Annotated in this window: 20 protein-coding genes; 4 read left to right on the forward strand and 16 right to left on the reverse strand. The window is 70.7% G+C overall.

What is annotated here, in order from left to right:
* Positions 1-94: 94 nt before the first annotated feature.
* Positions 95-2,617: an ATP-dependent Clp protease ATP-binding subunit gene (locus GY24_RS03615; protein ID WP_104474410.1), complete on the reverse strand. Its 2,523-nt coding sequence runs from the start codon at positions 2,615-2,617 to the stop codon at positions 95-97.
* Positions 2,618-2,868: 251 nt separating this feature from the next.
* On the opposite strand from GY24_RS03615, the gene GY24_RS03620 reads away from it, so the two are divergent.
* Genes GY24_RS03620 through GY24_RS03630 form a run of 3 tightly spaced genes read left to right on the forward strand, consistent with a single transcriptional unit; the run spans position 2,869 to position 4,561 of the window.
* Positions 2,869-3,495 carry a hypothetical protein gene (locus GY24_RS03620; RefSeq protein ID WP_104474411.1) on the forward strand — a complete coding sequence of 209 codons (627 nt, stop codon included), beginning with the start codon at positions 2,869-2,871 and terminating at the stop codon, positions 3,493-3,495.
* Complete coding sequence (locus tag GY24_RS03625) at positions 3,495-4,331, forward strand: hypothetical protein (RefSeq protein WP_104474412.1); 837 nt, start codon at positions 3,495-3,497, stop codon at positions 4,329-4,331. The genes GY24_RS03620 and GY24_RS03625 overlap by 1 nt, the downstream gene beginning before the upstream one ends.
* Positions 4,331-4,561, forward strand: coding sequence for a helix-turn-helix domain-containing protein (locus tag GY24_RS03630; RefSeq protein ID WP_104474413.1), 231 nt, complete (start codon positions 4,331-4,333; stop codon positions 4,559-4,561). Before GY24_RS03625 ends, GY24_RS03630 begins: the two co-directional genes overlap by 1 nt.
* Before the next feature lie 23 nt (positions 4,562-4,584).
* Here GY24_RS03630 and GY24_RS03635 read toward each other — a convergent pair whose 3' ends face one another.
* Together GY24_RS03635 and GY24_RS03640 are read right to left on the reverse strand one after the other, a co-directional pair.
* Positions 4,585-5,046: a hypothetical protein gene (locus GY24_RS03635; protein ID WP_133161096.1), complete on the reverse strand. Its 462-nt coding sequence runs from the start codon at positions 5,044-5,046 to the stop codon at positions 4,585-4,587.
* Between the two features lie 54 nt (positions 5,047-5,100).
* Entirely contained in the window at positions 5,101-5,538 is a 438-nt protein-coding gene (locus GY24_RS03640) for a hypothetical protein (RefSeq protein ID WP_104474415.1), read from the reverse strand.
* Positions 5,539-5,579: 41 nt separating this feature from the next.
* Between GY24_RS03640 and GY24_RS03645 the strand changes: the two genes are divergently transcribed.
* Positions 5,580-6,611 (forward strand): pirin family protein, encoded by a 1,032-nt coding sequence (locus GY24_RS03645; RefSeq protein WP_104474416.1) that lies wholly within the window; start codon positions 5,580-5,582, stop codon positions 6,609-6,611.
* Between the two features lie 159 nt (positions 6,612-6,770).
* On the opposite strand, the gene cls is transcribed toward GY24_RS03645, so the two are convergent.
* From cls to folP, 13 genes are all read right to left on the reverse strand, one after another.
* Positions 6,771-8,249 (reverse strand): cardiolipin synthase, encoded by a 1,479-nt coding sequence (gene cls, locus GY24_RS03650; protein WP_083362942.1) that lies wholly within the window; start codon positions 8,247-8,249, stop codon positions 6,771-6,773.
* Positions 8,250-8,254: 5 nt separating this feature from the next.
* The gene (locus tag GY24_RS17825) at positions 8,255-8,431 is read right to left on the reverse strand and encodes a hypothetical protein (RefSeq protein WP_162842921.1); all 177 of its coding nucleotides are present in this window, start codon (positions 8,429-8,431) and stop codon (positions 8,255-8,257) included.
* A 94-nt stretch (positions 8,432-8,525) separates the two neighbouring features.
* Entirely contained in the window at positions 8,526-8,681 is a 156-nt protein-coding gene (locus tag GY24_RS17830) for a hypothetical protein (RefSeq protein ID WP_162842922.1), read from the reverse strand.
* A 13-nt stretch (positions 8,682-8,694) separates the two neighbouring features.
* Complete coding sequence (gene lysS, locus GY24_RS03655; protein ID WP_104474417.1) at positions 8,695-10,218, reverse strand: lysine--tRNA ligase; 1,524 nt, start codon at positions 10,216-10,218, stop codon at positions 8,695-8,697.
* A gap of 275 nt (positions 10,219-10,493) precedes the next feature.
* Positions 10,494-11,930: an HNH endonuclease signature motif containing protein gene (locus GY24_RS03660; protein WP_104474418.1), complete on the reverse strand. Its 1,437-nt coding sequence runs from the start codon at positions 11,928-11,930 to the stop codon at positions 10,494-10,496.
* A gap of 436 nt (positions 11,931-12,366) precedes the next feature.
* Entirely contained in the window at positions 12,367-13,221 is an 855-nt protein-coding gene (gene panC / locus GY24_RS03665) for a pantoate--beta-alanine ligase (protein ID WP_104474419.1), read from the reverse strand.
* Positions 13,218-13,988, reverse strand: a complete 771-nt coding sequence (locus GY24_RS03670; protein WP_104474420.1) for a Rossmann-like and DUF2520 domain-containing protein — start codon at positions 13,986-13,988, stop codon at positions 13,218-13,220. The genes panC and GY24_RS03670 overlap by 4 nt, the downstream gene beginning before the upstream one ends.
* The gene (locus GY24_RS03675; RefSeq protein WP_104474421.1) at positions 13,988-15,814 is read right to left on the reverse strand and encodes a PH domain-containing protein; all 1,827 of its coding nucleotides are present in this window, start codon (positions 15,812-15,814) and stop codon (positions 13,988-13,990) included. Before GY24_RS03675 ends, GY24_RS03670 begins: the two co-directional genes overlap by 1 nt.
* Before the next feature lie 2 nt (positions 15,815-15,816).
* Positions 15,817-16,410: a PH domain-containing protein gene (locus GY24_RS03680; protein WP_233279179.1), complete on the reverse strand. Its 594-nt coding sequence runs from the start codon at positions 16,408-16,410 to the stop codon at positions 15,817-15,819.
* Positions 16,411-16,444: 34 nt separating this feature from the next.
* A complete protein-coding gene (locus GY24_RS03685; RefSeq protein WP_104474422.1) occupies positions 16,445-16,909 on the reverse strand; it encodes a DUF3180 family protein in 465 nt (154 codons plus the stop codon).
* Positions 16,906-17,427, reverse strand: a complete 522-nt coding sequence (folK, locus tag GY24_RS03690; protein ID WP_104474423.1) for a 2-amino-4-hydroxy-6-hydroxymethyldihydropteridine diphosphokinase — start codon at positions 17,425-17,427, stop codon at positions 16,906-16,908. The genes GY24_RS03685 and folK overlap by 4 nt, the downstream gene beginning before the upstream one ends.
* On the reverse strand, positions 17,424-17,849 hold the full coding sequence (gene folB / locus GY24_RS03695) for a dihydroneopterin aldolase (protein WP_233279180.1): 426 nt from the start codon (positions 17,847-17,849) through the stop codon (positions 17,424-17,426). The genes folK and folB overlap by 4 nt, the downstream gene beginning before the upstream one ends.
* On the reverse strand, positions 17,842-18,633 hold the full coding sequence (gene folP, locus GY24_RS03700) for a dihydropteroate synthase (protein WP_104474460.1): 792 nt from the start codon (positions 18,631-18,633) through the stop codon (positions 17,842-17,844). The genes folB and folP overlap by 8 nt, the downstream gene beginning before the upstream one ends.
* Between the last annotated feature and the right edge of the window lie 11 nt (positions 18,634-18,644).

Here is an 18,644-nt window from a genome sequence, read left to right on the forward strand (position 1 = left end):
GCGCCGGGCCGGGCCGGGCCGGGAACAACGAAGGGCCAGAAACGAAGAAGGGCCCGCCAGCCGAAGCTGACGGGCCCTGCACACGCTGTGCTGACTAGCCGGTGATCGCGATGTCGGGCGTGACCGAGCCGGTGCCGAGGGCGGCGTTGGCGTTCACGTTCGAGGTCGCGGCCAGCTCGCGCTGCGTGGTCGTGAAGACGAACTTGCCGTCCACGAAGTCCACGTGCACGTGGTCGCCGGCGTTGAGCGAGCCCTGCAGGATCTCCTCCGAGAGCAGGTCCTCCACCTCGTGCTGCACGGCACGACGCAGCGGCCGGGCACCGAGGGCCGGGTCGAAGCCGACCTCGATGAGGCGCTCCTTCGCGGCCTGGGTGAGCTCCACCGTCATGTCGCGGTCGAGCATCCGCTCGCTCAGGCGCTTGATGAACAGGTCGACGATCTGCAGCAGCTCGCTCTTGGAGAGCTGCGGGAAGACGATCGTCTCGTCGACACGGTTGAGGAACTCGGGCTTGAAGTGCTTCTTCAGCTCCTCAACGACCTTGCCCTTCATGATGTCGTAGCCCACGGCGCTGTCACCCTCGAGCTGGAAGCCGACGGGGCCGCCGGAGATGCCCTTCGAACCGAGGTTCGTGGTCATGATGATGACGGTGTTCTTGAAGTCGACGACGCGGCCCTGGCCGTCGGTGAGACGACCCTCCTCGAGCACCTGCAACAGCGAGTTGAAGATGTCGGGGTGTGCCTTCTCGATCTCGTCGAACAGCACGACGGAGAACGGCTTGCGGCGCACCTTCTCGGTGAGCTGGCCGCCCTCTTCGAAACCGACGAATCCGGGAGGGGCACCGAACAGACGGGAGACGGTGTGCTTCTCGCCGTACTCGCTCATGTCGAGCGAGATGATGGCGTCCTCGTCGTCGAACAGGAACTCGGCGAGCGCCTTGGCCAACTCCGTCTTGCCGACGCCGGTCGGGCCGGCGAAGATAAACGAGCCGGAGGGGCGCTTCGGGTCCTTGAGGCCGGCACGGGTGCGGCGGATCGTCTTGGACAGGGCCGAGATGGCCTCCTCCTGGCCGATGACGCGTTCGTGCAGGGCCTTCTCCATGAAGACGAGCCGCGAGGACTCCTCCTCGGTGAGCTTGAACACGGGGATGCCGGTGGCCTGTGCGAGCACCTCGGCGATCAGGCCCTCGTCGACCACTGCGGTGGTCTTGACGTCGCCGGACTTCCACTGCTTCTCGAGGCGCAGACGCTCGCCGAGGAGATTCTTCTCCTCGTCGCGCAGGCTGGCGGCCTTCTCGAAGTCCTGGTCCTCGATCGCGGCCTCCTTGGCGGAGCGCACGACGGCGATCTTCTCGTCGAACTCGCGCAGCTCGGGCGGGCTCGAGAGGATCGAGAGGCGCAGGCGGGCGCCGGCCTCGTCGATCAGGTCGATGGCCTTGTCCGGCAGGAAGCGGTCGGCGATGTAGCGGTCGGCCAGGTTGGCCGCGGCGACGATGGCGCCGTCGGTGATGGACACCTTGTGGTGCGCCTCGTAGCGGTCGCGCAGGCCCTTGAGGATGTTGATGGTGTGCGGCAGCGACGGCTCCGCGACCTGGATCGACTGGAAGCGGCGCTCGAGCGCGGCATCCTTCTCGAAGTGCTTGCGGTACTCGTCCAGCGTGGTCGCACCGATGGTCTGCAGCTCGCCGCGGGCGAGCAGCGGCTTGAGGATCGAGGCCGCGTCGATGGCGCCCTCTGCCGCACCGGCACCGACAAGGGTGTGGATCTCGTCGATGAAGATGATGATGTCGCCGCGGGTGCGGATCTCCTTGGTGACCTTCTTCAGGCGCTCCTCGAAGTCACCGCGGTAGCGGCTGCCGGCGATGAGCGAGCCGAGGTCGAGCGAGTAGAGCTGCTTGTCCTTGAGGGTCTCGGGCACATCGCCCTTGACGATGGCCTGGGCGAGGCCCTCGACGACGGCGGTCTTGCCGACGCCGGGCTCACCGATCAGCACTGGGTTGTTCTTGGAGCGACGGGAGAGGATCTGCATGACCCGCTCGATCTCCTTCTCGCGCCCGATCACGGGGTCGAGCTTGCCGTCGCGGGCAGCCTGGGTCAGGTTGCGGCCGAACTGGTCGAGAATCTGCGAGCCACCCTGCGGGGTCGTCTGCTCGTTCGCGCCGACGGCGACCTGCTCCTTGCCCTGGTAACCGGAGAGCAGCTGGATGACCTGCTGGCGCACGCGGTTGAGGTCGGCGCCCAGCTTCACGAGCACCTGGGCGGCAACGCCCTCGCCCTCGCGAATGAGGCCGAGCAGGATGTGCTCGGTGCCGATGTAGTTGTGGCCGAGCTGCAGGGCCTCGCGCAGCGAGAGCTCCAGCACCTTCTTGGCGCGCGGGGTGAACGGGATGTGGCCGGTCGGCTGCTGCTGACCCTGGCCGATAATATCCTGCACCTGCTCGCGCACGGCGTCGAGGGAGATACCCAGCGACTCGAGCGCCTTGGCTGCGACGCCCTCACCCTCGTGAATCAGACCGAGCAGGATGTGCTCGGTTCCGATGTAGTTGTGGTTGAGCATCTTGGCTTCTTCTTGGGCCAAGACGACGACACGGCGGGCTCTGTCGGTAAATCTCTCAAACATCTTCTACTCCTCGCAATGCCGTACCGGATACAGCACCGATACATAGAGAGTAACCAGCGCGCGGCGTGCATATGCCGCTGTTCGCCCAGAGCATGACGATGAGAGACGCGGATGCCGCCGGCTCGCGTCCCCGATCGGGCCCGCTGGTCGCAGCCGTCGAAACCCCGCACCGCCGCCGTCCCCTTGACAGCCGCGGAACACAGCCCTAGCTTAACGATTATCGTTGTTATCGATAATCGTTAGGAGATGCAATGGGCACGCAAACGGCCGGCCACCAGCTGCGGAGGGCGGAGCGGGGGTCGCTCTTCTTCTTCGCCGTCGTCGCAGCGGCCTACGGCGTGCTGGTCGCCGTCGGGAGCGCCGCCCGCATCGTCGCGGTGCTCGTCGCCGAGACCATCGAGGTGCAGATGAGCGCCGTGTTCGCGGTTCCGGACAGCGCCGTCACCGGTCCCGCCCGGCTCGTCTCCGGCAGCTTCGACAGCGCGCTGCTCGTGCTCGCCGACGTCTCGACGCCCGCCCGCCTCCTGCTGGCCGCGTCGGCGCTGGCGCTCGGCCTCGCCCAGGTGCTGATCGCCGGCACCATCGTGTTCGCCAGCATCGGGCTGGTGCGCGGGCGCCCGTTCGGGCGCAGCATGACCTGGCTGCTGGCGACGGCATCCATCACCCTGATCGCCGGCGGCCTGCTCGGCTACGCGCTCGGCATCGCCGCCCAATTCACCATCGCCGCCGAGCTCAATCCCGACCCCGTCGGCAGCGTCTTCCCGTTCGCCGGCGGCTTCGACCTCACGATCGTGTTCGTGGGCGTCGTGCTCGGCGTCGTCGCGGCGGCCTTCGAGATCGGCGAGCGGATGCAGCGCGACACGGACGGACTCGTCTGATGCTCGCCTGGAACATCATCGTGCTCGGCTCCCTCGTCGTTCTCATCGGCGTCGCCGTCGGCTACTGGCTGCTGCGTCGGCGCGGCGACGACGTGGCCTTCGACGAGCGGATGCCGGCCAGCACCCGCCCCGCAATCCTCGTATTCACGCGCTTCGGCGCGACCGCCGCCGCCGGCATCGCCGCCGCCACGGCCCTCGCCCTCGTGCTCCAGTCGCTGACCGCCCAGGCCGTGAGCGTCACCATCCCGGTGCAGACGTTCTGGCCGGGCGTCTACCCCTGGGTGCGGATCCAGCAGGGCCCGGCCGCCACGGTCACCGGGGGCGGCTTCTCGAGCGCGACCGTCGACATCGAAGGTCTGGATGCCAGCACCCGTGTGCTCCTGGCTGGCGGCCACTTGCTGCAGGGCGCGACAGTCGCCGTGCTCGCCGCCGCGGTGGCCGTGCTCTGCCACCGGCTTCTCGCCAACGAGCCGTTTCGCCCGATCGTGGCCCGCAGCTTCACCGTGGGCGCCGTCGCCCTGATGGTCGGCGGCATCGGCTGGCAAATCTGCTTCGAGACCGCGGGCTATCAGGCCGCAGAGCAGGCGCTGCTGGTCACCGCGTGGAGCTCCGAGCAGATCAGCGTCGGCGGCAGCGCGCTCGAACCCGGCACCGACACGGGCACCGGCGGGGTCCCGTTCGGCACCTTCGACCCGCTCACGACGGGGCTGCCGCAGCCGACGATGGACGCGAGCATCGAGTTCTGGCCGGTCTTCCTCGGCCTGGCCCTGCTGGCCGTCGCGGCGGCGTTCCGGCAGAGTGAGCGGATGCAGCGCGACACCGTGGGGCTGGTCTGATGGCCCCGGCAGACACCGGCGACGACGGCATCCGCTGCCGGCTCGACGAGCTGCTCGCCGAGCGCGGCATGACCCTCACCCGGCTGAGCGAGCTGGTCGGCGTGAGCGTCGTGAACCTCAGCGTGCTGAAGAACGACCGGGCGCGGGCGATCCGCTTCTCGACGCTGCAGGCGATCTGCGACGCGCTGGACTGCGAGGTGGGCGAGCTGCTCGTGCGCGCCGCTCGCTGATCCGACCGGCGCTCGGCGGCTGCCTAGTGGCTGGTGTCCTGGCCCGGGTTGTACGACTTGATCGGCAGCTCGATGGTCTGGTCGAGCACCGTGATCTGCAGCGGCTTCGTGGTGGTGACGTCCTGCGGGGTCCAGAACTCGGTCGTGTGCGGCACCAGGTCCATGGTGCAGGGCTGGTCGGGCAGTGCCGGAACCTCGATGCTCACCGCGTTGCCCTCGTCGGCCTTCTTCACAACGTTGATGGTGCTGGCGATGTAGGGGCAGGTCGAGCTGCCGAAGAGGGTGATGGCGATCTTGTCGCCCTCCGAAACCCAGGCGGCCTGCGGCTCGCCGGTCACGTCGCCGCTCGGCTCAGTCCCCTCGGGGAAACCGGGGAAGTTGCCCGTCGGAGTGTTGCCGATCGGGGCGCAGCCGGTGAGCAGCAGGGCGGACGCCGCAACCACGGTTGCGAGCACGAGACGACGGGTACGCAGGGTAGTAGCCATGCCGCCACTCTAGTGGCGGCGGCGGCGGCGTCACCAGCATCTCGCCGGGCGTGGCTAACGGCGCCCGGGCAGGGTCAGGCTGGTGCCGTCGAGCACGATCGTGACGTCGGAGCTCGTCGCCGTGTCGCTCGGCGTCGTGAAGACCGTGGTGTGCGGCACGAGGTCGCGCGTGCACGGCTGGTCGGGCAGCGGTGCCTGCTCAGCGGTGAACGCGTTCGAGGAGGTCTGCGTCAGCGACTCGACGATTGGCGGGCAGGTCGAGCTGCCCCAGAGCGTGATGCCGATCTGCGCCCCGTCCTGCAGCCAGTACAGCTGCGGCTCGCCACTCGGGTTCTGCGGTAGCCCGACCATGCCCTCCGGCAGGCCGGAGTAGTCCTCGACGGCGCTGAGCGAGCCGCCCGATCCGGCGCCCGGCGTGCTCGCACAGGCGCTGATTCCCACGACGACGGTGGCCGCGAGAAGCAGCGCGGCAGCGGCACGAAAGCTCTTCATGCGGCCAGACTACCGGCTCGGCGCAGGCCTAGGCTGGAGCCATGAGCAACCTCGAGCGTGACCCGGCCGAGCTCGTCTGCGAGTACATCGCGGCGGTGACGGATGCCGGGCCGCCCCCGGTCGAGGTGTTGCTGCCGCGCGACGTACCCCTCGGCGGGCCGCGGGCCATGCCGGTGCGGCGCACCCTGCCCCAGCGCGGGCGCACCACGATCGGCGCCTGGTGCTTCGCCGACCACTATGGCCCGGACGACGTCGCCGCCACCGGCGGGATGGTGGTGCCGCCGCATCCGCACACCGGCCTGCAGACGGCCAGCTGGCTGTTCGAGGGCGAGATCGAGCACCGCGACAGCGTCGGCAGCCACGCCATGGTGCGGCCGGGCGAGCTCAACCTGATGACGGCCGGGCGCGGCATCTCGCACTCGGAGGTGTCCACCCCGGGCACGACTGTGCTGCACGGCGTGCAGCTCTGGATCGTGCTGCCGGATGCCGCGCGCACCGTGCAGCCCTTCTTCGAGCGGCACGACGCCCGCCGCCTGCAGCGCGGCGACGCGACGGCCCAGGTGTTCGTGGGCGCCCTCGCCGACGAGCCCGCCCCGGCCGTCGGCCCCGACGCGGCGGCGCCCACCGTCTTCTCCGCCCTGCTCGGCGCGCAGCTCGACCTGCCGGCCGGCGGCACGCTGACGCTCGCGCTCGACCCGGGCTTCGAGCACGGCCTGTTGGTGGACGCCGGGCCGGTCACGCTCGACGACGCCGCCGGCAACGGCGGCACGCTGCTGGCCCGGTCAGAGCTCGGCTACCTGGCCCCCGGCCGGGCATCCGTCACGCTGCGCGCCGGCGACTCCCCCGTGCGCCTCGTGATGCTGGGCGGCGAGCCGTTCCCCGAGCAGATCGTGATGTGGTGGAACTTCATCGGACGCAGCCACGACGAGGTCGTCGAGTATCGCGACGACTGGCAGCATGACGTGATCGCGGGCGCGGCCGCATCCGGCCGCTTCGGCACCGTCGCCGACTACCCCGGCCCGGCGCTGCCGGCCCCGGCTCTGCCGACCGTGCGCCTCAAGCCCCGCGGCTAGCCCCGCGCCCCCGCGCCCTTCCCCCGTCCCCCGCCCCACACCCCTCGTCGAGACTGCGCGACTTGTAGTTCACGGCGCTTCGAACTACAAGTCGCGCAGTCTCGACGTAGGGACAGGGACAGGGGGTGGGGTGCGGAAGGAGCGGGCGAGGGGCGGGGGCTACTGCAGCGCCGAGGTGAGGCGGGCCAGCCCGTCGAGCACGGTGGAGCGGAGCGGCTGCTTCATCCACTCGTCCAGGGTGAGCTCCTTGCTGACGGAGCGGTAGTGGTCCTCGACGGCGCGCATGTCGCGCACGAAGCTCTCTCCGCGCACGAGCATCGAGACCTCCATGTTGAGGCCGAAGGAGCGCATGTCCATGTTGCTGGAGCCGATCACGGCCACGTCGTCGTCGATCGTGAAGTGCTTGGAGTGCAGGATGTACGGCGACTTGTACTGGTAGATGCGCACCCCGGCCCGCAGCAGGGCCTCGTAGTAGGAGCGCTGCGCGTGCCAGACCAAGGCTTGGTCGCCGATCTCCGACACGAACAGGTCGACCGGGACGCCGCGCTCGACCGCCGTGGTGATGGCGTAGAGCATCGACTCGTCCGGCACGAAGTACGGGCTGGTGATGACGATGCGGTGCTGCGCGCCGTAGAGCAGCGCGAGGAACAGGCGCAGGTTGTTCTCGCCCTCGAAGCCGGGCCCGCTCGGCACCACCTGGCACTCCAGCAGGGCGGGGTCGTCGATCGACTCGAGCACCCGCGCCTCGTTCTCGAGCAGCTCCTCGGACTCGATGTACCAGTCGGTGATGAAGATGAGGTTGAGGGCGTCGACGACGGGCCCCTCGACGCGGGTGACCAGCTCCTGCCACTTGAGGCCGCGCTTGATGTTGGTGCGCTTGTTGTAGCTGCGGTCGATCAGGTTGAGCGAGCCCATGAACGCGGACTTCCCGTCGACGACGAGGATCTTGCGGTGGTTGCGCAGGTCCGGCCGCTGGAAGTGGCCGCGGAACGGCTGCACGGGCAGCATCTGATGCCACGTCGCGCCCATCTCGGTGAGGCGGCGTACCGTGTGCTTGAAGCCCTTGCTCCGCCAGGACGCCCAGTGGTCGAACAAGACGCGCACGGTCACGCCGCGCGCGACGGCCCGCTCGAGCGCGTCGAAGAAGACGGCCGTGGTCTGGTCGCAGGAGAGGATGTAGAACTCGACGTGCACGTACTTCGTGGCGCGGTCGACCTCGTCGGCCATCGCCTGGATCGTGCCGTCGTAGTCCTCGAGCAGCGTCGCGGAATTGCCGTCGACCATCGGCATCGAGGTGAGGTTGCGGTTCAGCTGGGCCACCGAGGCGAACCACTCCGGCCACTCCTCGTTGTGCGGCCGGCCGCCCGGCACATCGGAGTTGGCGCGGATGAACGCGTCCATCCGGCGTTGCTTGGCCATTCGCTTGCGCGGCAGCTTGGGGTTGCCGATCAGCAGGAACAGCAGGATCCCGATGTACGGGATGAAGAAGACCGCGAGCAGCCAGGCCATGCCGGCCGTTGGACGGCGGTTGCGCGGGATGATGATGATCGCCGCAACGCGGACCGCGAGGTCCACGAACAGCAGAAGGAAGATGATGACGAGCGACGTGTCCGAGGGATCCGTGAAGTCAATCAGCATGGAGCTCAGTGAGCCGGCTTGTCGAGACCCAGCCGGGCGCGCTCTTCGGCCTCAATCTTGGCGTACACCTTGCGCTCCGTGCGGTCTGCGCGAATGATCGAGCGCATCACGAGCCAGAAAATGCCTCCGACAAGCAGCGTCGGCAGAACCGACCACACCGCGTTCACCCAATAGATATCCATAGCCACTCCAGAATACGTTGCTTTCGGCGCCGCCGTGGGCGCACGCGCTGATTGAGGGGCGGATGCCGGCTGCACCGGCATCCGCACCCTCACATCAGGATCCGCCGGTGATGATTCCCCAGATGCCGCTGCCCAGCATGTACACGCCGATGCCGCCGGCGATGATCCAGAAGGCGAGCCGGTTGTTCGAGACCCGCTTGGGGTCCTTCGGCGGGTCCGTCTCGCTCTTCGGCAGGAACTCGTTGCTCATGGCGTGCCTCGTTCTACTTGACCAGCGGGAACAGGATGGTTTCGCGGATGCCGAGGCCGGTGAGGGCCATCAGCAGGCGGTCGATGCCCATGCCCATGCCGCCGGTCGGCGGCATGCCGAACTCGAGGGCGCGCAGGAACTCCTCGTCGAGGCGCATCGCCTCGGGGTCGCCGCCGGCGGCCAGCGTCGCCTGCTCGACGAAGCGCTCGCGCTGGATGACGGGGTCGACGAGCTCGGAGTATCCGGTGGCCAGCTCGAAGCCGCGGATGTAGAGGTCCCACTTCTCGACGACGCCCGGGATGGAGCGGTGGCCGCGCACGAGGGGGCTGGTGTCGACGGGGAAGTCCATCACGAAGGTGGGCCGCACGAGGTCGCCCTTGACGAAGTGCTCCCAGAGCTCTTCGACGTACTTGCCGTGGATCGGGTGGTCGATCTCGATGCCCTCGCGCTCGGCCAGGGCCTTGAGCTCGGCGATCGGGGTCTCCGGCGTGAAGCTGGTGCCGGCGGCCGCGTTGAGGCTGTCGTACATCGAGATGCGGTCCCACTGGCCGCCGAGGTCGAACTCGGTGCCGTCGGCCCAGGTCACGACGTGCCCACCCGCGATGGAGGTGGCGGCATCCTGGATCAGCTTCTGGGTGAGGTCGGCGATCGAGTTGTAGTCGCCGTAGCCCTGGTAGGCCTCCAACATGGCGAACTCGGGGCTGTGCGTGGAGTCAGCGCCCTCGTTGCGGAAGTTGCGGTTGATCTCGAAGACGTGGTCGATGCCGCCGACGACGGCGCGCTTGAGGTAGAGCTCCGGCGCGATGCGCAGGAACAGCTCGGTGTCGAAGGCATTCGAGTGGGTGACGAAGGGGCGTGCGGATGCGCCGCCGTGCATGACCTGCAGCATCGGGGTCTCGACCTCGATGAATCCGAGCTCGTCGAAGGTGCGGCGGAGGCTGGCGACGGCCTTGGCGCGGGCGATGACGTTGGTGCGGGCCTGCTCGCGGGCGATCAGGTCGAGGTAGCGGCTGCGCACCCGGTTCTCTTCGCTCAGGTCGTTGTGCAGGTTCGGCATCGGCAGCAGCGTCTTGGATGCGATCTGCCAGCTGTCGGCCATGATCGACAGCTCGCCGCGACGGCTGGAGATGACCTCGCCATGTACGAAGACGTGGTCGCCGAGGTCGACGAGGTCCTTCCACTCGGCCAGGCTCTCCTCGCCGACCTCGGCGAGGCTGACCATGGCCTGGATGCGGCTGCCGTCGCCGGCCTGCAGCGTGGCGAAGCAGAGCTTGCCGGTGTTGCGCAGGTACATGACGCGGCCGGCCACGCCGACGATCTCGCCGGTGGCGGTGTCGGGCTCGAGCTCGCCGAAGCGGGCCCGCAGTTCGGGGATCGTCGTGGTGACGGGGACGCTCACCGGGTAGGCGCCGCCACCGAGGTCGGCCGCGGCTGCGATGAGCCGCTCGCGCTTGGCCAGTCGCACGGCCTTTTGCTCAGAGACGTCTGCTGCAATCTCTTCGGCTGTGGGCTCGGGCGAGGTGGGGGCGTCGGCCATGTCTACTCCGTGAACTGGGGCTGGATGCGGGGTATCAAGACGTATACACACGCAGCTTCAAGAGTACCGGCAGTGGACTGGGCATCTGCCCGGCTGATTCGGCGGTGCACTTCAGCGCCGCCGCTGCCGTCCCGCACCCGGGCTGCCGCCCTCCCCGCCGGCTGGAGAGAGTGCCAGCCGACGCGCGCATCCCGTTGGCTCGAGGGAGCGCCAGCGACCGAAGCCCTGGGCGTCTCGCGGGATCGGGTTGCGCGCGTCTCGATTCGGCCGCGGGTCTACTCGACGAGCACGGGCTGGCGCTCGCGCTGCTGTTCGAGGAGGTCGGCCAGTTGGGTGCGGGACTTCGTGGATCTTCGCCACGGGGTGTCGGCCTCGCTGCGGCCGTTCCGCAGCCAGGGCGGCGGCTTCACGAACGGGACGCCGCCGATCATCAGGATGTGCCAGCCGCTGGTCTCGATGGTGCGGTGGTGGAACCAACAGAGCAGCACCCCGTTGCAGGTCTCAGTCTCGCCACCATCCCGGTACGCGATGACGTGGTGGATCTCCGACCACGCCGCGGGGATCGTGCAGCCGGGAATGATGCAGCCGCCGTCGCGGAGGCTGATCGCCCGCCGCTGGGCCGCGTTGAACACCCGGTCGGTGCTGCTCAGGCTGACCAGGCGCCCGTCGTCGCCGATCAGCACGTGCTGGAGGCCACCCGCACAGACGAACTGCTCGACGGCGCGCAGGGAGATTGGCGCCTCGCAGCCCTCAATGAAGCCGGCGCCGCTGCCGGCGGCCAGGTCGGCCTGCCGCACCGACACCAGCACGGTCGGGGCGGCGCCGCCCATCGTCGGGGCGGCCGCGCTGCGGGCGGCCCCGTCGATCAGGCTCGCGAAGACATCGTGCCGGGCCTGCGCGGTCGCCCGCGGGTCCTTCGGCTGGTCCGGGTCGGGGTCGGGGTCGGCGAAGGTGGGCTTCGAGCGCGGGCTCAGGTACGCGTTCAGCAGGGTCTCGAACTTGGCGTCGATCTCCGGCAGGAGTGCCATCTTGCGGTGCACCAGGCCGTCCCGGGTGAGGCCGCCGCTGATGCCGCGGGCGCCCATCGCCCGCTCCTCGGCCGGGATCGTGCCGTCCTCATCGAGGACGCTCTCCCAGACGCGGGCCTGGCCGCGGACCTCGTCGGCGCCGAACGGCAGCGCGGATTCGAGGGTGGGGCCGGTGGCGGCCGCGACGAGCGCGGTCTCAGCGAGCTCGACGTTGAGATCGCCGACCCGGCCGCGGATCGGGTCCAGGGTGTCGACGATGGCCAGGGCACTGTCGTAGCCGAGGGTGCCGGACCGGAGTGCCGTACTTGCCTCCGGGAACGCGGCGGGGAGAGTTTCGCCGCTCAGCGCGGTGCGCGGCCGGGTGGCCGCCCCGAGGCGCATCCGTTGCGTGATCGTCCGCTCGGAGGCCAGCGTCACGCGGGCGAGGAGTTCGACCCCGTTGCGGCAGCCCTTCTTGGCCGAGAGCCGGTCGTCGCCGAGTTCCCGGCGGGAGCGGGCGCCGACTTCGCCGGCCAGGCGCACCCGCCAGGAATCGACCAGCATCCCGACCCTCTCGACGGCCGCTGTCAGCTGCAGGAGCGGGCCGTCGTGCAGCAGCCGCTCGTCCACCCCGGACAGCGCCGCGGCCAGCCCGAGGTGGGCGGCGGCGACGTCTTCTGTGGCTTCCGGGATGGCTGTTCGCATACCACAATTCTACGGAAGAATGGGCGCCCCAAACGGATTAAATCCCTGATGTGGATAACTTTTAGTCGTGTCGGTCGGGTGCGGTAGCGTCGGAAGTGGCGCCGTGGCCGGGCTGGAAACCGGGCTTCGGTCGCTCGTTCCTCGCTCCCTCAGCCGACGTGGTGAGGCATCGCTCCCTCAGCCGACGTGGTGAGGCATCGCTCCCTCAGCCGACGTGGTGAGGCATCGCTCCCTCAGCCGACGTGGAGAGAGGGACGCGGGAGTCGCACGCTGGCTGGAGGGAGTACCAGCGACCGAAGCCAACACCGTTGAGCGGTCCCAGAAAGCTGAGGACCGCTGCCCCGATAAGCGGGTGAGGGCCGCAGGGTGGCCCCTCGCCCGAGCTCTCCGGACGCCCCTGCCGGCTGGCGCCGCGGGCGCGCGCCGAGTGAGGGATCTAGCCGATCGTGATGGCGGCGTTGTCGATCAGCCGCGTGGCGCCGACGCGGGCCGCGATGAGGGCGAGCGCCCGCCCGCGGTAGTGCTCGTCGACGGGCAGGAACGTCTCCGGGTCGACGACGACGAGGTAGTCCAGCGTGACCTGGTCGTGGTCGCCGAAGCTGGCCGTCGCCTCGGCGAGCAGCTCGACGAGGCCCTCGCGCGCCGCGGCATCCGCCGCCTGCAGGGCCGCGCTCAGCGCCAGCGCGGCCTCCCGCGCGGTCGCGTCGAGGAAGCGGTTGCGGCTGGAGAGCGCCAGCCCGTCGGCCTCGCGCACGGTCGGGACGACCTCGAGATCGAGCGGTAGGTTGAGGTCGGCGAGCATTCGGCGCACGAGGAAGACCTGCTGGGCGTCCTTCTGGCCGAACAGCGCCACGTCGGGGCCGACGATGTTGAACAGCTTGGCCACCACGGTGAGCATGCCGTCGAAGTGGCCGGGCCGGGTCGCGCCCTCGAGCAGAGTGCCGACGTGGCCGGCGGTCACCCGAGTCTCGCTCTCGCCGCTCGGGTACATCTCGCGCGCAGAGGGGGCGAAGACGAAGTCGACGCCCTCCGCGGCGAGCAGAGCCAGGTCGGCGTCGAGCGTGCGCGGGTAGGCGTCGAGGTCCTCCCCCGCGCCGAACTGCAGCGGGTTGACGAAGATCGACACGACCACGACATCGGCCAGCTCGCGGGCGCGGCGCACCAGGCTGAGGTGCCCCTCGTGCAGGGCGCCCATCGTGGGCACGAGGGCGAGGGTCATTCCCCCCGCCCGCTTCCGCTCGAGTGCCGCGCGGGTGGCGCGGACGGTGGTCAACAGCTGCGGGGCGGTCACGCCTGCTCCTCTGGGTCGTCGTTTTCGTAATACTGGCTGCTCGGGAATGCCTCGTCGAGCAGCTCGCGGGACGGCTCGGCTCCCCCGCTCTGCGCCAGGGCCCGCTCGACGGCAGAGCGCACGAGCGGCGCGAGCACGGTGCCCGGCGCCTCGACGCCGATTCCGGCCAGGATGCCGGCGGCCTGCTCGACGATGGCGGTGGAGAACGACACGGCGGTGTCGATGGCCTCGGCGTAGCCGGCGCGGTCGGCCTCGGCGATCACGAGCGGCTCGCCGCCCATCTCGACGACGAGGGCCTGCCCGATCGGGAGCACGGGGGCGGGAGCGGTCACCGCGAACCACGTGCCGGCCAGCCGGGCGAGGTCGAGACTGGTGCCGGTGAACGTCATCGCCGGGTGCAGTGCAAGCGGGATCGCTCCGGCCGCGAGGGCCGGGCGCAGCACGCCGATGCCGTACCGGGCCGCCGTGTGCAGCACGAGCTGGCCCGGCTGCCAGGCGCCGCGGGCGGCGAGGCCGGCGACGAGCGGCTCGAGCTCGGCATCCGGCACCGCCAGGATCACGAGTTCGCTGCGCTCGACGAGCACGTCGACGTCGAGGATCGGCGCCCCGGGCAGGATGGTCTCCGCCCGCTCCTTGCTCTCGGCCGAGATCGCCGAGATGCCGACGATCGCATGCCCGGCCCCAGCGAGGGCGGCGCCGAGGATCGGCCCGACCTTGCCCGCGCCGACGATGCCGACGCCGAGTCGGCCCGCACGTTGCCCGGTCATCAGAAAGCCTCCTGAGGGGTGCCCCAGTGGTGGCTGGTGTCGCTGGCACCGGATGCCACGGCGCCGGCCGCGAGCTGTTCGAACAGTTCGGCCGAGACCGCGCGGTCGATGACGCCGAGCCGGGCGGAGACGGGCCCGGCAACCGTGTGCAGCTGCACGCCGCCGAGGCCCAGCCGTCGCTGGATCGGCCCCTGCGAGGCTCCGACGCTCTGCACCCGGGCGAACGGCACGAGGGTGAGCTCACGGGAGATCACGCCGCGGCGCAGCAGCACGGTGCTCGCGGTGAGTGCGAAGCCGGTGCGGCGCCAGGAGAACGGCCGCAGCCAGGCGGCCCGGCTCGGCGCGTTGGTGTAGCCGTCGGCGCCGCCCCTGGAGGTGAGGCCGCGCTCGATGAGCGACGGCGTCGCCGCCACCGGGGCGACGGGCGCGGCGCCCGGCAGGCCGGAGAGTGCGCCGTCGGGTGCTCCGGCGAGTGCTCCGTCGCCGGCGGCGGGCGGCATTCCCACCGACACCGCGAGGGCGGGCGCCGCGGCATCCGCCGGCTCGGGCTGCAGCCCGGCCCCGGGCAGCAGCAGGGCCAGCACGCGCTCGACGTCGTCGATGCGACCGACCGGCAGCACCGTGGTGTTGGAGGCGTTCTGCCCGTTCTGCTGGGAGCGCCCGGCGGTGTTGATGCGGATCGTCCACCAGCCGAACGGCCGCCAGAGCAGCGGCTGGGTGACGGCGATGGCGTGCACGCGGCCGGGCGGGATCGTCTCGTTGCTGGTGGAGAGCAGGCCGAAGCCGACCCGCACGCCGTCCGGCGTTCCGGCGATCGTGTAGCGCAGCCCCTTGGTGAAGCGGTTGATGTAGTAGCTGGCGACACCGATCAGGGCGGGGATGAAGCTGAAGAGCATCCAGTACTGCCGGTTCGCGACGCCGATCGGCACCACGATGAACAGGGCGATGACCACGACGCTGAAGCCGCTGACCACGATGGAGGCGATCAGGCGCAGCGGCGGGATGTGCACCACCGACTCCGGCGGGGCGGCGTCCGGGTCCAGCTCGGGGGCGAGGAACTCGTTGGCGCGCTGGGTGACGAGGGCGCCGACGGATGCCGCGAGCCGGTGCCCGCTGTGGGCCCCCGCCTCGCCCTCGGGCCCCGCGTGCGGCGCCGTGTCGGCGTGCGCAGCGGCAACAGCTGGACCGGCCGCGGTCCCCGCTGTTGCCACCGCCTGCGCGCCGGAAACGGCACCCTGCCGCGCGCCGGAGGCGAGCCGCAGGATGTCGCGGCGCAGAGCGTCGGTGTGGCCGGATCCGAGGTAGGCCAGCTGGACGTTGGCGTCCTGACCGGCGACGCCGACCTCGAGCTTGGCGGCGCCGAAGATGCGCGGCAGCACCGGCCGGTTGATGTTGACACCCTGGATCCGGTCGAGGCGGGCCTTGCGGTTCGTGCGGAACAGGATGCCGCTGCGCACCTCGACGGCCTCCGGCGTCACCCGGAAGCTGTGCATCCGCCAGGACAGGTAGAAGCCGGCCATCACGAGCAGCAGCACGCCGAGCACGGCCAGCAGGGCCCAGCCGACCATGCCGCGGCGATAGATCTCGTCGAGGGGGTCGCCGCCGTAGGTGGGCACGCTGAAGAACAGCTCCAACAGGCGCTCGCGCAGGTTGGCGATCACGATTCCCGTGATCGCGATCAGCGCGACGCCGCCCTTCAGCAGCGGGGTGGCCGGGTGCAGCCGGTGCCACTCCCCGTCGGCGAGGCTCGTCTCCACGGCCCGCACCGCCCCCGGCTGGCCGGGCAGCGGGTCCTGCAGCGGACCCTGCGCCGAGCCCTGGGCCATGCTCACAGCCCCGCCCGGCGGCTCTCGGCCAACGCGACCAGCCGGTCGCGCAGCTCCTCCGCCTCCTCCAGGGGCAGGCCGGGGATCACGACGCCGGTGGCGGCGGCCGCGGTGACGAACTTGAGCTCGGCCAGACCGAGCGCGCGGGCGATGGGGCTCCGCGTGATGTCGACGAGCTGCATGCGCCCGTAGGGCACCGACACGAAGCGCTGGAACATGATGCCGCGGCGGAACAGCAGGTCGTCGGCCCGCAGCTGGTAGCCGATGGAGCGCACCCGGCGCGGCTCGACCACGAGCGTGACGAGGAAGATCGCGATGAGGCCGACGAGCACCCAGAGCGCCCACTGCTGGTCTCCGAGGATCCACACGGCGGCGGCTCCCGCACAGAACAGCAGCCCGCCGATCAGAGTGCCGACGACCTCGACGACGAGGTACTTCGGCGAGACCCGGTGCCACACGGTGGGGTCGCCGAGGTCGAGGCGGCCGGTGGCCGGGGCGGCGTCCGCGGCGGCCTCCGGCTCCGGGGCAGGTGCAACCGGTGCGGCCGGCGCTCCGGCGGGTGTCGTGGGTGCGGCATCCGTCATTGGCTCGGTCATGGCATCTCTCTCATCGGACGCGGGCATGGCGGCCCTACGCTTTCTCGGTGTCGGGGTCGTGCTTGTCTGGCGGCAGCGTGCAGAAGTGCTCGGCGACGAGCCCCGCGATGAGCAGCAGGGTTCCGCCCGCCGCGGTGGCGATCGCCATCCAGAGGGTCGCGGCCGGCGGTGTGCTCTGCCTGCTGAGCAGGTAGACGAGCAGGCCGAGCCCCGCCCCGCCGAGCAGCGCACCGGAGAGGCTGGAGGCCTTGGCCAGCACCGCCACGCGCAGCGCCCGGAACGGGTCGACGTGGGTGCTGACGGTGGCCTTGACGGCGCGGCGGATCGGCCAGGCCAGCGCGACGACGACCACGCCGAGGGCGACGAGCGTCAGGGCCAGCGTGATCGGGGGCACGATGATCGGGCGACCGGATGACGCGATCGCCAGCTCTGCCAAGAAGGCGAGCACCGTGCCGCCGAGCGCCAGCAACGCCAGCGTCGCCGGGGCGGTGCGTCTCATTGCGGGGCCCCGGAGCCGGGCGCCTGGCCGTCGGCCTGGGAGGCGGGCAGTGCGTCGACCCGACCGTGGCCGGGCAAGGTGGCGTCCGGGTCGAGCTCGAGCCAGGGCACCAGCACGAAGTCGCGCTCCGCGGCGCGCGGGTGCGGCAGGGTGAGGCGCTCGTCGCTCTGCTCCAGCTCGCCGTAGCTGATCAGGTCGAGGTCGAGGGTGCGGTCGCCCCAGTGCTCCGTGCGCTGGCGGCCGTGCTCGTTCTCGATGGCGTTGAGGGCGTCGAGCAGGGCGTGCGGGGCGAGGCTGGTGAGCACCGTCACCACGCCGTTGAGGTAGGCGGGGGCGTCGTGGTCGACACCGTGCGGCTTGAGCGCGGGGGTCTCGATCAGCGCGGAGACGCCGGTGAGCTCGGTGCCGGGGAGCTCGGCGATGGCCACGACGGCTTGGCTCAGCGTCTCGTCGCGGTCGCCGAGGTTGGCGCCGAGGGCGATGACGGCCGGCTGCATGGACTGGTCGGCGGTGCTCATGAGCGCTCCCGGGTAATCGTGACGGAGACGTCGTCGAAGGGCACCGTGATCGGTGCGTCTGGTTTGTGCAGGGTCACCCGCACGCGCTGGGCGGCCGGGTGGGCGAGCACGGTCGCGGCGATGCGCTCGACAACCGTCTCGATGAGGTCGACGGGGTCGCGCTGCACCGCGGCGGCGACCTCCTCGGCAAGCACGCCGTAGTGGATGGTTGCGGCAAGTTCGTCGCCGGCGGCGGCCGCGGCGAAGTCCAGCCACACGGTCACGTCGGCGACGAAGGCCTGGCCGTTCTCCCGCTCGAAGTCGAAGACGCCGTGGTGGGCCTGCACGCGCAGCCCGGTCAGCGTGATGTGGTCGCGCGCCGCCCAGTCCACGACGGCGGATGGGGCGTCAGGGCTCTGGCGAACCGCATTGAGATCAGGCACGTGCTCCACTTTGCCACGAAGCGAGCACATCGAGGGCAACCCGCGTGCCCGCCACGTCGTGCACGCGCAGCGCCCACGCCCCCTGCTGCGCGGAAAGCGCGCTCACCACGGCGGTCGCGAGGTCGCGCTCTGCGGGCGCGGTGCCGTCCGGCAGCAGCTCCCCGAGGAACCTTTTGCGCGAGGCACCGACCAGCACGGGGTAGCCGAGGGCCCGCAGCTCGCCGAGTCGGCCGAGCAACGCCCAGTTGTGCGCGGCGGTCTTGGCGAAGCCGAGCCCGGGGTCGAGGATCAGCTTGTCGGCGGCGACGCCGGCCGCCTTCATCACGTCGACGCGCGCGGTGAGCTCGGCGCACACCTCGGAGACCACATCGCCGTACTGTGCGAGCTGCTGCATGGTGTCGGCGTGCGCGCGCCAGTGCATCGCGACGTAGTGCAGCCCGCTCGCGGCAACGGCATCGGCCATCGCCGGGTCGGCCAGCCCGCCCGAGACGTCGTTGATGATCAGCGCGCCAGCGGCCGCGGTGGCGAGCGCTGTCGAGGCGTTCATGGTGTCGACGCTCACCGCGATGCCGGCCTCGGCCAGGGCGGCAACGACGGGGACGACGCGCGCCTGCTCTGCCGCCGGGTCAACGCGCGGGGCGCCCGGCCTCGTCGACTCCCCGCCGACGTCGATGATGTCGGCGCCGGATGCCACCAGCTGCCGCGCGTGGGCGACGGCCGCGCTCGGCTCGGCCCAGCGCCCGCCGTCGCTGAATGAGTCCGGTGTGACGTTGACGATGCCCATGACGAGCGGTG

It is taken from the genome of Microterricola pindariensis (genome assembly GCF_002936985.1).
Taxonomy (GTDB): domain Bacteria; phylum Actinomycetota; class Actinomycetes; order Actinomycetales; family Microbacteriaceae; genus Microterricola; species Microterricola pindariensis.

Excerpts from the sequence above, each read along its gene's own strand:
- GY24_RS03615 (WP_104474410.1), bottom strand. The coding sequence starts at position 2,617 with ATGTTTGAGAGATTTACCGACAGAGCCCGCCGTGTCGTCGTCTTGGCC.
- GY24_RS03620 (WP_104474411.1), top strand. The coding sequence starts at position 2,869 with ATGGGCACGCAAACGGCCGGCCACCAGCTGCGGAGGGCGGAGCGGGGG.
- GY24_RS03625 (WP_104474412.1), top strand. The coding sequence starts at position 3,495 with ATGCTCGCCTGGAACATCATCGTGCTCGGCTCCCTCGTCGTTCTCATC.
- GY24_RS03630 (WP_104474413.1), top strand. The coding sequence starts at position 4,331 with ATGGCCCCGGCAGACACCGGCGACGACGGCATCCGCTGCCGGCTCGAC.
- GY24_RS03635 (WP_133161096.1), bottom strand. The coding sequence starts at position 5,046 with ATGGCTACTACCCTGCGTACCCGTCGTCTCGTGCTCGCAACCGTGGTT.
- GY24_RS03640 (WP_104474415.1), bottom strand. The coding sequence starts at position 5,538 with ATGAAGAGCTTTCGTGCCGCTGCCGCGCTGCTTCTCGCGGCCACCGTC.
- GY24_RS03645 (WP_104474416.1), top strand. The coding sequence starts at position 5,580 with ATGAGCAACCTCGAGCGTGACCCGGCCGAGCTCGTCTGCGAGTACATC.
- cls (WP_083362942.1), bottom strand. The coding sequence starts at position 8,249 with ATGCTGATTGACTTCACGGATCCCTCGGACACGTCGCTCGTCATCATC.
- GY24_RS17825 (WP_162842921.1), bottom strand. The coding sequence starts at position 8,431 with ATGGATATCTATTGGGTGAACGCGGTGTGGTCGGTTCTGCCGACGCTG.
- GY24_RS17830 (WP_162842922.1), bottom strand. The coding sequence starts at position 8,681 with ATGAGCAACGAGTTCCTGCCGAAGAGCGAGACGGACCCGCCGAAGGAC.
- lysS (WP_104474417.1), bottom strand. The coding sequence starts at position 10,218 with ATGGCCGACGCCCCCACCTCGCCCGAGCCCACAGCCGAAGAGATTGCA.
- GY24_RS03660 (WP_104474418.1), bottom strand. The coding sequence starts at position 11,930 with ATGCGAACAGCCATCCCGGAAGCCACAGAAGACGTCGCCGCCGCCCAC.
- GY24_RS03670 (WP_104474420.1), bottom strand. The coding sequence starts at position 13,988 with ATGACCGGGCAACGTGCGGGCCGACTCGGCGTCGGCATCGTCGGCGCG.
- GY24_RS03675 (WP_104474421.1), bottom strand. The coding sequence starts at position 15,814 with ATGGCCCAGGGCTCGGCGCAGGGTCCGCTGCAGGACCCGCTGCCCGGC.
- GY24_RS03680 (WP_233279179.1), bottom strand. The coding sequence starts at position 16,410 with ATGACCGAGCCAATGACGGATGCCGCACCCACGACACCCGCCGGAGCG.
- GY24_RS03685 (WP_104474422.1), bottom strand. The coding sequence starts at position 16,909 with ATGAGACGCACCGCCCCGGCGACGCTGGCGTTGCTGGCGCTCGGCGGC.
- folK (WP_104474423.1), bottom strand. The coding sequence starts at position 17,427 with ATGAGCACCGCCGACCAGTCCATGCAGCCGGCCGTCATCGCCCTCGGC.
- folP (WP_104474460.1), bottom strand. The coding sequence starts at position 18,633 with ATGGGCATCGTCAACGTCACACCGGACTCATTCAGCGACGGCGGGCGC.